Below are 13,970 nucleotides of genomic sequence, written 5' to 3'. Positions count from 1 at the left end.
CAAACCGGAAGCTTTTCAGCCTGAAAAGCTTCTTAGCTTTGCCAATAGTTGTCTTTCCAATAGTCAATTTGATCGTTTTCAAGAAAGCTCCACGCGACAAATCGACTGATTTTCTGACCTTGAGCCATTTCGATGGTTTTCACCTGCCGAGCGCCAGCTTGCTTTAATGTGCGATAAATCGCCTCAAGATTCCCCTGACGTGCAACTAAGGAAGTAAACCAAAAGCAGCGATCACCGTATTGAACACTTTCTTTTACCATGCGAGTAATAAAACCCGCTTCTCCGCCATCACACCACAATTCCGGTGCAGTGCCACCAAAATTCAAAGTTGGCTTTTTCTCGTTCGTTTTACCTTTCACTCCGCGCCATTTACGCTGAGATTCATCAAGCATAGCGGATTCACTGGTATGAAAAGGCGGATTGCACAAGGTTAAATCAAAACGTTCTTTCTCTTTCCAAATGCCGCCAAACAAATTTTTTGGCTGTGATTGCAAACGAGTCGAAATCACACCTTTTAGGCAAGCGTTTGATTTAATAATGGTGTCACACGTCGCTACAGCAACAGGATTCACGTCCGAGCCAACAAACTGCCAGCCATATTCTTGATGGCCGATAATCGGATAAACGCAGTTTGCACCGACACCAATATCCAATACCTTCACGCCTTTTCCGCGAGGGATCACGCCATCGTTACTGGTTGCTAGTAAATCGGCCAAATAATGAATGTAATCAGCGCGACCAGGAATAGGAGGACAAAGATAGCCAGGAGGAATGTCCCAAAAAGAAACACCATAAAAGTGGTTAAGCAAGGCTCGATTAAGTGTTTTCACAGCTTCTGGATTGGCAAAATCAACCGATTCATTTCCGTATTGATTGAGCTGAATAAAGCGAGACAGTTCTGGGCAAGAATCCGCTAAGAGCGCAAAGTCATAACGCGCACGATGCGGATTACGAGGGTGAAGCTCTAATTTGTTCGTCCGTTTACTTTTCGTATTCTTACTTTTTAACACCACAGTCATGCCATTTATTGAAGCTAGAAATCGAGTATAACCGAATTATCTGGCACGGACTAAATAAGCCTCAAAGCCAGAGTAAAAAAGGCGCGATAGAAACACCAAGAATAAGTGCAACCGCAAACAGGGTGAAAAGAGCTTCCACAGGGTTTTGGCGAGCATGTTGTAAATAACCTAATATCCATTGTCCAAAGGACGGCGACACCATATCTTTCGCTCGTTCTATTTGATCCTCTCTAATTAGCTCTCTGGCTCTTAAGGCTTGCTCTTTGTCTTTCACCCACAATCCAGCCATAGAAACTTGCCAGCGACCTGCACTGGTTTCATAAAAAGGAATATCATGGTCGGTTAGCAATTGACGAACGTCGTCCGCTTCTTCATCGGGTACATATTTGAGTCGAAAAACCAGTGTCGCCATGGAGTGAAACCTTGAAAATCAAACAGAAGCGCTAAAGGGTAAGAGAAGCCTACCAAGAATACAATCTTGCATTGCTCTTGCGCTCTACTTCTGTGTTTTTTCTTTAAGCCACTGGATTATTTGGTCGCCGGGTAAAGGCACACTGAAGAAATAACCTTGAACACTGTCTACACCCAGTTCCGTGATGGCATCCAATTGCTCTTGCTCTTCAATGCCTTCTGCCACCACTCTCATATTCAATTCTCTAGCGAGTTTCGTGACTGACGTGAGTATCTGACGGGTAAATTGGTCGTCTTGGAAACTGGAGACAAATACTCTATCCAGTTTAAGAACGTCATAAGGAAAGCGTCGCAAGAAGTCTAAGCCGGAATACCCTGTACCAAAGTCGTCCACTGACAGCTCAATACCTAAGGCTTTAATGCGCTCAAACTGGCTAACCATAATAGGCAGCTCACTCATATTCAATGCGCTGGTTTCCGTAACTTCCAACCCAAGTCGCCCTTTTAATTCTGGATACTCAGCAAGAATTCGTTGCAGGTTCGGTATAAAGGATTCCTTAAGCAAACTATGGCGATCAACATTCACAGCAATAGAAACATCTGCCAGTGTCGCTGAGTTTTCACGATAAAAACGCCCGACTTTACGAATAACCATCCAAGTAAGGTTATCAATCACACCTAATCTGTCGGCCATTTCAATAATAGTTAAAGGTGACACTTGTCCATGATAAGGGGATTTCCAACGGATAAGAGCTTCCATATCACGGGCTTTTTGATCATTAAGGGAAATAATTGGCTGAAAATACACATCCATTGCTTCTTCTTTGATCGCTTTCTTTAGACTGTGCGACAGGGAATAGCGGTAATACAAAATGGTCCAATAAATTGCGCAACAACTCGCAAAAAGCAGAAACCATAAAACCGCGAATAATGGCATTGACTGACAAAAGTAGTCCCAATACAAGTAAGACGGTAACGAAACCACCAAAGACATTGTCCACTGATCTAATGCCACTGTTCTTTGACTTAACACACTGAAATCAGGATTCGCTTCTTGTGACGAAAAAATGCGTTTACCAACTGTTAGACTGTAAGGATATTGGCTTGAAAGTAATTGTTCTAACTCTACGACAAGACTTTTTGGCGGCGCGAGTCCGTTGACGCCTATGCCATTTTCACCTTGGTAAAAGGCAAAAAATGTTTGATGTCCCAAAGTATTGGACTGAACTAAGGAGACGGTAATACCATCTTTACTCTCTTTTATTCGCTTTGAAATGGAAGAATAGATGGTGAAAGTTTGAGGACCAAAATTACTGCAATAAACGCGGTAATCTTCATTGAACAAGCCATATTCTTTGAACATGGGAGAGTAAAAGCTTTTTTCGATTAAGTTCCTGACATCTGCTTTTTCACAAGACAAGGTGGCGTTTTGTGCAACGCCTTTTAACTCGACCAAAATAGTGTTCATTTTGTCGGTTAATATCGATTCAGCAGCGAGCGTTTTTTCCTCTAAATCTTTTAAAAGATATAAATACAAGCCAACACTGAAAATAACGAAACTGAGCAGTAGGGAAATAAATGCGGAGAAAGAAACAACTCTTATTTTAGAGGGCATTGGGGATTTAATGTTTTGATACATAACGCAACTGCTCCCCTTCTATACGTCATTAAAAAGCTAAAAAGCCATCACCGAGGAAGTTAATTAATGTATCTTCTCTAAGCCCTCCACTCATATTAAAGGGGAATTACCTACAAAAGGCAATTCCCCTGAAAAAAGCAGCACAATAAGAACTTAGTTTTTTACTTTTTGAATCACGATCGATAAATAACCCACTTCAAAACCAAATTTTGTCATCACAGATTCATTCATAACAACGCCGTCTTTCACCATGTACATCCGGTCATCGACTCTCACTTCCAACGTGTCGCCTTTGTAAGGTACTTGCAGAATATAATCCATAAACAAAGCGTTTCCAGAGATTTTTACTTCACCAAAGCCTGTTACATCATTCGCAGTGGCTATGTATTGTCCGTTCTCATCTGGAGTCATAGTCCAAGTTCGATTTTGGATTTCGCCATCATCAAACAAAAACTCTTCCGCAAGTGTTCCAACACCATTTTCCCAACGGCCTTCTAACGTCGCATTAAAATAGCGAATTACTTCGCCACTGCGATTTTTAAGAATGCCATGCGCGGTTAATGAGCCAGAAAAGAATTCTTCTAGCTCGAATTTAGGCTCATTGTTCGCATATAAAGAAACATCTGGAGCGGAACATGCCGACAACATAAATAAGCAGATCACAGCCAGTATTTTAGTTTTAATTGGTTGCCAGAGATTACGCATAATATTTCCTTTGAATCACATCATTTTAAATAACGATATTGAATGTCGACGCTTTCATATTTGCCTTCTGAGTTGGCAATATTTCCTCGTCCGGTAAAACGCAATAGTGTTTTTTCTGTGGCATCATAAGCCACCACAATGGGATCTACGGCCAATTTCACAAACCAAGAAATAGGCGACAATGAAAAGCACACTGCGCCTTCTTTTGTGCCACTTACACATGAAGAACGACTCAAACGAAACTGGAAGGTTGTCTGTTTACTAGGCACCAGAAAATCCACATCCAGTTCTTTTCTATCCATCAAAGCCGACCAATATTGCTGGATAAAACCATTAAAACCCGCGTCCACAACCATGCCAGCAGTCAGCTCTAATTGCTTCGTCTTTTGCTTCGCGGACGCATCTTCTTTGTAGTTCACAACGAGCTTGCTGCCTTCCTGAGCAACATCAATCGCTTCACCATTACGTTCGTTTAATTGGCTAAAACTTGGCGTCACAAAAGACTTGGAAAGATCGATGGTTTTGCGGCCGAAAACACTGCCGTCAGGTTCTGAATATTCCACTTTATGAAGTGTGTCTTCGATTTCAAAGTAGGATTCTCGATACAATAAATCCCCTGTTTTTAAACTGAAAGCACTGCCAACAATATGAGGATCAGCTGCTTGAGCCATGTTGTTAAGACCAAACACAGCGCAAACAAGAGCAACGGGAAGAGCAAGGTTTCTTTTTAACTCTGTCGATATCACAGCAGACACTCCTTTTCAGCAAACCTATTATGAGTCGTTAAACAAACGCCATTTTTCGCTGAGCCAAAAACCCAGTGGCAAGACAATCGACCAAATCCCGGCCACAACACACAAAGAAAGCCATAATGGATCCGCCAGTATAATGCCTGCTAATTTGGCGCCAGCAAAATAACTCATGGTGGGTCCGATTAAACCGAGAACCGAACTCAATAAATATCGAGATCTCAAAAACGCCAAGCTATGAGCGAATAAACTGGCGGTACAAACCCAGAGGCATAATAACCAGATAGGCGGCACAGCAACTGAACTAACTAAATCGTTGTTAAAAAAAACGCCAAGTCGAAACAAGGCGCCATCCACAATAAAACCTAACCCGACAAACACGCCCAATAAACGCCATTCTCGACGAGTATTCATGAAATAACGGTCATGCAAGAACAAGTACAAAAGCGTTGCAGGCAAAGCCCAAAGGCTACCACCGAGCAAACACACAAACCAGATAATCTGAAACAAAGCAGCATTTAGAAAACGTTTCATAGGATTCGCTACCTGTCTTTTCATCTGCACAAAAGCATTATTCGATCGTCAAGCGATGCTCTGGTTTGGCAAATACAAACTGCCCAGTACTGATTGCTCGCTCTTTAAAGCCGCCTTCACAGTAAGCAAGGTAGAAATCCCACATGCGACAGAAGACATCGTCAAAACCCATGTCCATCACATGATGACGCGCTTCATGGAAACGTGTGCGCCAGTCCGCCAGAGTTTTCGCGTAATGCTCTGTAATATCTTCTAGCCCCACGATTTGCATGTCTGTTTTAGAGGCAATTTTGTGGGCGATAACTTGGTTAGACGGAAGGCAACCACCAGGGAAAATATAGCGTTGAATGAAGTCAACTGAACGACGCGCGTAATCATAACGCTGGTCGGCAATGGTGATCGCTTGAATCACCATCACGCCATGAGGTTTCAATAACTCACTGCATTTTGAAAAGTAACTGTCGTAGTATTCGTGTCCTACCGCTTCGATCATTTCGATCGAAACCAGCTTGTCATACTGACCTTCCAAATCGCGATAATCCTCAAGCAGCAAGGTGATTTTATCTTGCAAGCCTTCGGCTTCTACTCGCTCTTTAGCGAACTCATATTGCTCTTTGGAAATGGTTGTTGTGGTGACTTTACAGCCATAATGTTTCGCGGCATGAATGGCCATACCACCCCAACCCGTTCCAATTTCTAACAGGTGATCTGCTTCTGTAAGCTGTAATTTCTGGCAAATACGATCTAATTTATGTACCGCGGCTTCTTCTAAAGGCGCGTCTTTTTGAGGATAAATCGCAGAGGAATACATCATGGTTGGGTCAAGAAAGAGGGAGAAAAAATCGTTGCCCAAATCATAGTGAGCAGAAATGTTATCTTTCGAACCTTTCTTAGTATTGGCATTCATTCGATGTACGATTTTGGCACCGATACGACTCCAAATAGGACGTTTCGCATCCATTTTGTTAATCAGATTTAAATTCGCCACCATCAAACGAATAACTGCAACTACATCAGGAGAGGTCCACCCGCCTTTCATGTAGGCTTCGCCCGCACCAATACTGCTGTTTAAAAAGACATCTCGGTAAGTATTAATGTCGTGAACTTGAATGTGTGCGATGTGCTGCGCACTGTCCTTGTCTTCACCAAAGAAGTAAGTACTGCCGTTTTCTTCTAGGATTAAATGACCAACTTCTAGTCGCTCTAACATGGAAAAAACCATTTTCCGAGCAAGTCTATCGAACCATGTCGTTGTGTGGTTTTTTCTCACTTTCTGATTATCCATACTTACGGAGTTCATACTTTTTCATCTCCTCAATGAGTTAACTGGTTTCTGGCCAACAATTAATGACTAGGGTGTGAGTGAAAAGGCACTTTTTTCGCCCATAATTTAAGTGCTTGCCAATAGATGCCAAATGCTACCTTCATCGTCATCACAGGATAGCTAAAGATCACTTTAGCCATAGAAGAAGACGTCATTGGCGTACGCGCCAAAGATAATGTGGCATCAAACACACATTGTTCACCAAGTAATTCTTTATTTTGCATGTGTACGGCAATTTTCTTCGCCGGATAATTGCTGCGCCAATCATAAAAATGATCCATCGGGTGGAATGGCGACACATGCATTTCCTTATTAAATTGAATACGTTGAGTAGACTGGTTTGGATCACATTTCAAAACGTAGGCAATTTTTTCGCCCCAAGGCGTATTCGTCACTTCCAATAACATTGCTTGTAATTGCTCGGTTTCATCGAAGCAGTAATAAATGGTGATGGGATTAATAATGAAACCAAAATAGCGGCAGTTGGTTAACATTCTCACAGGGCCAGAAAGGTTTAAATCTAGCCGCTGGTTTACTTCAGTTAAGACTGAATTCCTGATCGACACAGCCCCGCCGCCAAAATAATCGTTGCGTTTGAAACGAGCGAGCGACCAAGATTTCACTGACCACCAAGGGCTTAATGCCAAAGCAGAATCCAACTCATCTAAATCAAAGTACATCATAAAAACACGATATTTAAAGGCGTGTGATCGAGGCGAAAAACGACGATGACGCACAGTACCTTGGTAAATCGCACTGTGCTTTATCTCTTTCTGCTCATGCATGACTTCTGTGGGCTGACTCACCATGTCACACCCAATCCATTCGCCACACGAACGCCACTCCAACAACCATCTTCGTGGAAGCCGTTACGCCAATAAGCGCCACAAAACCATGTTTTATTGACGCCATTGATGTCAGACCAACGATCCTGTGCCTTGATGCCTTCCAGAGTAAAAGTAGGATGCGCGTATTTGAAACTGCCAAGAATCTTATCTGGCGCGATCATATCGGTTTGATTCAAGGTAACAACATAAGTTGTATCGCTTGAGAAATGCTGCAAGATGTTCATGTTATAACTGAGTGTAGCAGGCTTACTTTGATCTGTTCCAAGATGATAATTCCAGCTAGACCAAGCCAATTTCGCCTTTGGCAAAACACTCGTACCAGTGTGCAGCACCACATCGTTGTTACGGTAGGGAATCGCCGACAAGATGTCTTTTTCCTCTTGGCTTGGATCTGCCAACAAGGCCAACGCTTCATCGCTGTGGCAAGCAAACACCACTTGATCAAATACTTCTTCAGAGCCATCTTCTAGCTGAATCACCACATTGTCAGCCAAGCGTGTTACTTGCTTTATTTGAACACCTAGACGTATTTTGTCATGAAAGCTCTTAACCAAAGGTTCTAAATACGCAGAGGAACCACCTTCAATAACTCGCCATTGAGGACGATCATTCACGCTCAATAAACCATGATTTTTAAAGAAACGAACGAAGAACACCAAAGGAAACTCCATCATTTCATCCAAAGTAGACGACCAAATGGCGCTGCCCATTGGAATCAAATAATGGCTAGCAAAACGCTCCCCATAACCTTTCGCTTTGAGATATTCACCTAGCGTCACACCTTCTCGAAGATCGCCGTTTTCTAAATCCTGAATCGCTTCTTTGTTAAAACGAAGTATGTCTTTCAGCATGCCTAGGAAAGGAAAGTTAAAGAGGTTTCGACGCTGAGCAAACAAGGTATTTAAGTTATTTCCGCCATATTCCAGTCCGGTACGCTGGCAACTGACGCTGAAGCTCATTTCTGTCGCTCGAGACGAAACGCCAATTTCATCCATCAAACGAATGAAGTTAGGGTAAGTCCAGTCATTAAAAACAATAAAACCCGTATCAATTCCTCTGGTGCGACCTTCCTCTTGCACTTCCACTGTTGCGGTGTGACCGCCAATTCGTTGCGCAGACTCAAACACAGTCACATCATGTTCGCGCTGCAAAAGATACGCGCTGGTTAATCCTGAAATCCCTGACCCTATAATGGCTACTTTCACTTACTTGTCTCCTTAAAAATCAGCACCTTTTGTACTAGGCACGATATTGTATTCTGTCAGCTCTACTGCTTTCTGGAGTGTTATTTTTTGAATGTCTTTGTGTCGTTAGGTTTAGGCGCTAGCATCGAAAGCCACAATTTGGGGAAATGACGTCCCATCCAAAGCATCATGGAAAGCCGTTTTGGGAAAGCAAATTCATACGGACGAGACTGCAAAGCTTTGTACATTCGCTTTGCCGCTTCATCTGCGGACATCAGAAAAGGCATAGAAAAGGTATTTTTCTGGGTGAGTGGTGTATCGACGAAGCCAGGAAGTAAACAAGTCACATCAATGTTAAATTGTTTCAAATCCATTCTGAGGGACGACAAAAAATACCGCGCCGCGGCTTTGCTTGCGCCATAAGCTTCAGCTTGTGGGAAAGCGGCTTGTACTGCCTGAGAACTCACGCCAACCAAGTGCGGCTTTGGTGCTTTTTTCAATAGAGGTAAACAAACATCGACGCTGTTGACCAATCCAAAGAAGTTCACCGACATAACGCGATCCATCATTTTCCAATCAGGATCTTCCTCGTTGATGTCCAGATATTCACAGGTTCCGGCATTCAGCACAGCGCAGTCTAAATAATCCGTATAAGTCGCTAATAAATTACGAACCGACTCAATTTGTCGGTCATCAGACACATCAAAAGGAATGAACTTTAAGTTGTCTTCATGTTCTAGCAGTAGAGTCAGATCACCCTGTCGACGCGCACTGGCCAACACTTGCCAACCCGCTTTTAAATAGCATTGTGTTAAGGAAAAACCGATTCCTGAGCTGGCGCCTGTTATCCAAATCGTTTTCTGAGCTGTATCCTTCATGGCGACTTCCTTAGATTAACCCGCTAAACGTTTTTTTAAACCTTTCACAACTGTACCTAAAACCGGCACATGCTCGTAAATAAGCTGCCCAAGGTCATATACATCTTCATGGAAATAAATACGGTCATTAAACTGAACCTGACTCATGCCGCGCACGGTAATGGTTTTAGGCCCCAACTTTGGATGGATAAAATGCATATTCCATTTAATATAAGCCGTTCCGTCAGAAATGATTTGATCTAGATACTCAAAACGTCCATTTCGAACATTAAGGCTCATTTCAGATAAATAAGAATGGAGTACTTCAACGCCACGCAATTCATGAACAGGGTCTTTGAACAACACGTCATTTGCGTAAATGTCATCTATTTTGTCTAGCTGTGGATGCTTTACATCTTTATAAAAAGCCTTAAAGCTCTCTATTAACAGCTCGCCTTTTTGTGGCTCACTAGCCTGTTTCGTTTCCTGCGTTAGCACCTTTAACCTCCTTTGCTCGCCATCGCATCGAGCAGATAAATTCTTACGTTAATAAGTAAACGTAGCGAACCCACTTCTGGATCATTAATAAATTAAAAACCGTCTAAAAGCGCTTATCCGTGCTTTTTACTTTTCAATGCAAATAAAGTGATCCACACTTCAATGTGACTCGTATTCCTTTTATACACATTGAAACAGCGTCATACAGCCTTCCCTCTTTTCGGAGCTATTAATGGAACGCGCCACAGAACTAAAACACGACGATCAGCACCTAATGGACATTTTGGCCATTGCGGAGCACAGAGACCAAGCCGCACTGGTGCGCTTGTTTGATCACTATGCGCCAAAAGTAAGAGCTTTTTGCCTTGCCAAACAGCCAGGTGCCAACCTCATGGCGGACGATATCGCCCAAGAGGTGATGATTCGTATTTGGAACAAAGCACACACTTATAAAAAAGAGTCTGCTTCATTAAATACATGGGTTTTCACGCTAGCAAGAAATGCCCGCATTGATTACTTGCGTAAAAATAGCCGCCATCAGTCTGATATTGACCCTGAATATCTATGGCAAAACGTAGTAGATGAAAATGCAGACCCGTTCAAAGATGCTCAACAACACAGAGATCAAGAACGTATTAGAGAAGGTCTAGATAAATTGCCAGCCGATCAAAAACAGGTTTTGGCCAAAGTTTATTTAGAAGGCAAAACGCACAAAGAAGCTGCGGAGGAATTATCGCTTCCATTAGGAACGATCAAATCCAGAGTTCGCCTCGCCTTACACAAACTCACTATTTACATTAAGAGGTAGTATCGATGACTCTTTATCATCCATCGATTGAAATGCTAACTGACTATGCTGCTGGCTCATTACCTTTGGCACATTCATTATGCGTGTCTGCTCATTTAGAGCATTGTCGCGAATGCCAACAACAGGTAAGAAAGCTAGAAATGGTTGGCTCTCATCTTTTTGATCAAGCAGTAACAGATCATCACCATCTTAATTCACTGAAAGAAAGCCTGCTTAAGAAGCTAACACAAGCCGAAAGCAAGCAGGACGAAGAAGTGCTTCAAGCTACGATTGAGCCAAAAACCACAGAAGAAAAGTTTTGGGATAACTACAAAATCCCAAACAGCTTACGCCAATTTATCAGCAACAGTTATGAAGAATTAAACTGGATGCGACTGTCGCCTTCATTCAAAATTGCAACGTTACACAATGAAAAAGGCGGCGCTCAAATTGCCTTAACCAGAGTGAAAGCTGGCTCGCATATGCCTCATCACGCTCACACGGGTGAAGAGATCACCTTGGTTTTAGAAGGCGCGTTCTCAGATGAAAGTGGCGTGTACCGCAAAGGCGACTTTATTAGTCGTGATGCGAGCCATAAGCATAAGCCTATTGTCACCAAAGACGCTGAATGTATTTGTTTAACTGTGCTCGATGCTCCGATTGAATTCACTGGTTGGCTGGCTCGACTGCTGAATCCAATTATTCGCCGATATCACCCTTATTCCGGAGCCTAACAGCGAATAGTCGTGATTTTCACAGTAAAACAGTAGCTTATGTGGCTAAACACTAACCAATAACAGGCAAGTTGACTGAATTTCTGATATAGTCCTTGTTCACTCAAATAACAAGGACTATTTATTATGGCAACTAAAAAGAAACAGCCAGCTGCTTCGGAAACTTCGGAATCCATTGAAAAGCAGATGCAGGAGTTCCTTGCTCGCGGTGGACAGATAGATAAAATCGACTCAGGTGTTAGCGGTCAATCTCAACTAACAGGCTCACGTCATATCTCTCTAGGTAACAGTAAAACAAAGGCACAATAAGCATTTTGGATTCCCTAAACTTATTGGCTTTTTCCATTTGTACGCCAACTCTATAAACGCTGTTTTAGAGAAAACTCTAAACAAACAATAGGTTGGCGCATCAAATTTATAAACCGACTTTTTATAGAACGAAAATCAACCTATGCTAACAGAATCAGATCGCGCTTTTTTTCGCCCTAAATGGCGACGAGTCACAGCCACTGTATTTTGTGCTGCTTGGTCGGTTCTTGAATGGGTTTCTAACGAGCCATTCTGGGCAGTGGTTGCTGCCGGTTTTACCCTTTATTGTCTTTGGAATTTTTTCTACGCGTACAAAGACGAATAAGACTTTTTCTAAATAAACGATTCCTGCTCTTCTCGACTGTATTTCACATACAAACTGGTCACATTTTCGACATACAATTGTCACCTAGCTGTCACATTTTCACTCTACTCTCCTATAAAACATAAAAATTCTTTTCAGAGCGGAGCAACACTGTGATACAAGTCGAGCAAATGATTGCTAACAAATCACCTCAATTTTTCGACAAAAGCCCCCTTATTACACGCCCTACGTTAAGCGTCTTAAAACGCTTATTCCACGAAAGTGAAGTAAACCAATTCCTGGAAAAAAACGACGGCTGTGTCGGCTTCGAATTTATTGATCGTGTGTTAGATCATTTCAACTTTAGTTATCACGTTAGCCAAGTAGATCGCCGCAACATTCCTGCAAGCGGGCGCACAATGATCATTGCCAATCACCCTCTTGGCGCATTGGACGGATTGGCTCTGTTAAGATTGGTTGGCGAAATTCGCCCTGATGTAAAAATCGTCGCAAATGATTTGCTCATGGGATTTGATGGATTAAGAAATCTCGTTTTGCCTGTCGACAACATCGGCGGCAAAACAGGTCGTCAACAACTCAAAGCCATTATGAGTTGTCTGCACAATGAAGAAGCCGTGATTATCTTCCCTGCTGGCGAAGTGTCGCGTATTTCTCCAAGTGGTGTAAAAGACCAGAAATGGAATCAGAACTACCTCAAACTGGCACAAAAAACCAACAGCCCGTTATTGCCTGTTCACATTGGTGGCCGTAACTCTATGTTGTTTTACACCAGCTCAATTGTCTATCGCCCTCTTTCCACCATCCAACTTGCTAATGAAATGTTCCGTCAAAAGAATCGCAGAATTCCTATGCAAGTCGGTCAAGCCATTCCGATTCAAGAATTGGCACAGCTACCGCTTAGCGATAAAGAGAAAAACAAACTGGTTAAACGCCATTTGTACCGTATCGCAAAAGGCAAAAAACCATTACTAAAAACCGAGAAAACCGTCGAACACCCTCAAAATCGACAGTTAATCAAACACGAACTGAAACAATCCGAACACCTTGGTAGCACCAAAGACAACAAACAAATCTACCTTTTTGATTACGATCCAATGTCTGTCACCATGAAAGAAATTGGCCGTTTGCGTGAAATTGCCTTCCGCAAAGTTGGTGAAGGCACTGGCGAACGCTCGGATTTGGATAAGTTCGACCAACATTACCGCCACTTAATCCTTTGGGATGAAGAAGAGCTCGAAATCGTTGGCGCTTATCGCATTGGTGAAGTGGCTCGTTACATGAAAGAAGAAAAGCCAAATAAAATTTACAGTGCCGAGCTGTTCCAGTATTCCTGCGACATGGAACCTTACTTCGAACAAGGCATAGAACTTGGTCGTAGTTTCATTCAGCCGAAATATTGGGGCAAACGCAGTTTAGATTATTTATGGTACGGCATTGGTGCTTATCTAAATAAACACCCTGAAATTCGTTACATGTTTGGACCTGTCAGCTTGAGCAACAATTACCCTCAAGCAGCGAAGGACTTTATTGTTTCTTTTTACAGCTTATATTTTTCGGACAAAGAGCATTTGGCGCGCTCATTTACGCCATACCAAGTCAGCGCAGAGCATAAGGACATTATTTCAGGGCTTTTCTGTGGGAATAATTACGAAGAAGACTTCAAGGTTTTGAAAGAACAACTTGGTCACTTTGGTGCCAGTGTTCCTACTCTGTTTAAACAATACAGTGAGTTATGTGAGCCCGGTGGTGTACGCTTCTTAGACTTTGGCGTCGATGCTGACTTTGGCTACTGTGTAGACGGCTTGGTCTTAGTAGACTTAAATACGGTCAAAGAAGCGAAACACAAACGTTATCGCGGGCATAACTAAACTACCGTTTCGAATTATGATGGTGTCCATGTGCATGGTGATCTTTTTGATGATCATGCTCTGGACGGACAAAAAACGCCAAATAGACTATTTTCGCCACTAGCATCACGCTTAAAATAATTAGCACTATCATTTGTAAGCTCATACGACACTCCTCTTTTTGTTTTTGTTGTTCATTA

The 13,970-nt window shown here is 42.5% G+C and carries 16 protein-coding genes; 5 read left to right on the top strand and 11 right to left on the bottom strand.

What is annotated here, in order from left to right:
* Positions 1–32: 32 nt before the first annotated feature.
* From rlmF to ACMUMQ_RS09105, 11 genes are all read right to left on the bottom strand, one after another.
* A complete protein-coding gene (rlmF, locus tag ACMUMQ_RS09155) occupies positions 33–1,013 on the bottom strand; it encodes a 23S rRNA (adenine(1618)-N(6))-methyltransferase RlmF (RefSeq protein ID WP_414681684.1) in 981 nt (326 codons plus the stop codon).
* 67 nt (positions 1,014–1,080) lie between these two features.
* On the bottom strand, positions 1,081–1,431 hold the full coding sequence (locus ACMUMQ_RS09150) for a DUF6164 family protein (RefSeq protein ID WP_414681683.1): 351 nt from the start codon (positions 1,429–1,431) through the stop codon (positions 1,081–1,083).
* Between the two features lie 84 nt (positions 1,432–1,515).
* The gene (locus tag ACMUMQ_RS09145) at positions 1,516–3,069 is read right to left on the bottom strand and encodes an EAL domain-containing protein (protein WP_414681682.1); all 1,554 of its coding nucleotides are present in this window, start codon (positions 3,067–3,069) and stop codon (positions 1,516–1,518) included.
* Positions 3,070–3,222: 153 nt separating this feature from the next.
* Entirely contained in the window at positions 3,223–3,774 is a 552-nt protein-coding gene (locus tag ACMUMQ_RS09140) for a DUF3833 domain-containing protein (protein WP_414681681.1), read from the bottom strand.
* Between the two features lie 20 nt (positions 3,775–3,794).
* Positions 3,795–4,520 carry a hypothetical protein gene (locus ACMUMQ_RS09135; protein WP_414681680.1) on the bottom strand — a complete coding sequence of 242 codons (726 nt, stop codon included), beginning with the start codon at positions 4,518–4,520 and terminating at the stop codon, positions 3,795–3,797.
* Positions 4,521–4,547: 27 nt separating this feature from the next.
* Positions 4,548–5,057: a DUF2878 domain-containing protein gene (locus tag ACMUMQ_RS09130; protein ID WP_414681679.1), complete on the bottom strand. Its 510-nt coding sequence runs from the start codon at positions 5,055–5,057 to the stop codon at positions 4,548–4,550.
* Between the two features lie 37 nt (positions 5,058–5,094).
* Positions 5,095–6,357 carry a class I SAM-dependent methyltransferase gene (locus ACMUMQ_RS09125; RefSeq protein ID WP_414681678.1) on the bottom strand — a complete coding sequence of 421 codons (1,263 nt, stop codon included), beginning with the start codon at positions 6,355–6,357 and terminating at the stop codon, positions 5,095–5,097.
* A 44-nt stretch (positions 6,358–6,401) separates the two neighbouring features.
* A complete protein-coding gene (locus ACMUMQ_RS09120; protein WP_414681677.1) occupies positions 6,402–7,190 on the bottom strand; it encodes a DUF1365 domain-containing protein in 789 nt (262 codons plus the stop codon).
* Positions 7,184–8,434, bottom strand: a complete 1,251-nt coding sequence (locus ACMUMQ_RS09115; protein WP_414681676.1) for an NAD(P)/FAD-dependent oxidoreductase — start codon at positions 8,432–8,434, stop codon at positions 7,184–7,186. The genes ACMUMQ_RS09120 and ACMUMQ_RS09115 overlap by 7 nt, the downstream gene beginning before the upstream one ends.
* Before the next feature lie 80 nt (positions 8,435–8,514).
* Positions 8,515–9,291, bottom strand: a complete 777-nt coding sequence (locus ACMUMQ_RS09110) for an SDR family NAD(P)-dependent oxidoreductase (protein WP_414681675.1) — start codon at positions 9,289–9,291, stop codon at positions 8,515–8,517.
* Between the two features lie 15 nt (positions 9,292–9,306).
* Positions 9,307–9,768 carry a nuclear transport factor 2 family protein gene (locus ACMUMQ_RS09105; protein WP_414681674.1) on the bottom strand — a complete coding sequence of 154 codons (462 nt, stop codon included), beginning with the start codon at positions 9,766–9,768 and terminating at the stop codon, positions 9,307–9,309.
* Between the two features lie 232 nt (positions 9,769–10,000).
* Between ACMUMQ_RS09105 and ACMUMQ_RS09100 the strand changes: the two genes are divergently transcribed.
* The 5 genes from ACMUMQ_RS09100 (at position 10,001) to olsF (ending at position 13,791) form a co-directional block, all read left to right on the top strand.
* Complete coding sequence (locus ACMUMQ_RS09100) at positions 10,001–10,576, top strand: sigma-70 family RNA polymerase sigma factor (protein ID WP_414681673.1); 576 nt, start codon at positions 10,001–10,003, stop codon at positions 10,574–10,576.
* Between the two features lie 5 nt (positions 10,577–10,581).
* Positions 10,582–11,289 carry a ChrR family anti-sigma-E factor gene (locus ACMUMQ_RS09095; protein ID WP_414681672.1) on the top strand — a complete coding sequence of 236 codons (708 nt, stop codon included), beginning with the start codon at positions 10,582–10,584 and terminating at the stop codon, positions 11,287–11,289.
* 126 nt (positions 11,290–11,415) lie between these two features.
* A complete protein-coding gene (locus tag ACMUMQ_RS09090; protein WP_024025667.1) occupies positions 11,416–11,598 on the top strand; it encodes a PFL_1563 family small protein in 183 nt (60 codons plus the stop codon).
* 142 nt (positions 11,599–11,740) lie between these two features.
* A complete protein-coding gene (locus ACMUMQ_RS09085; protein WP_414681671.1) occupies positions 11,741–11,923 on the top strand; it encodes a hypothetical protein in 183 nt (60 codons plus the stop codon).
* A gap of 152 nt (positions 11,924–12,075) precedes the next feature.
* Positions 12,076–13,791 (top strand): bifunctional ornithine lipid synthase OlsF, encoded by a 1,716-nt coding sequence (gene olsF, locus ACMUMQ_RS09080; RefSeq protein ID WP_414681670.1) that lies wholly within the window; start codon positions 12,076–12,078, stop codon positions 13,789–13,791.
* Positions 13,792–13,970 lie beyond the last annotated feature (179 nt).

Origin of the sequence: Marinomonas algae (genome assembly GCF_047525555.1) — a bacterium.
GTDB lineage: Bacteria > Pseudomonadota > Gammaproteobacteria > Pseudomonadales > Marinomonadaceae > Marinomonas.
This window is presented reverse-complemented; position numbering and strand designations above follow the sequence as displayed.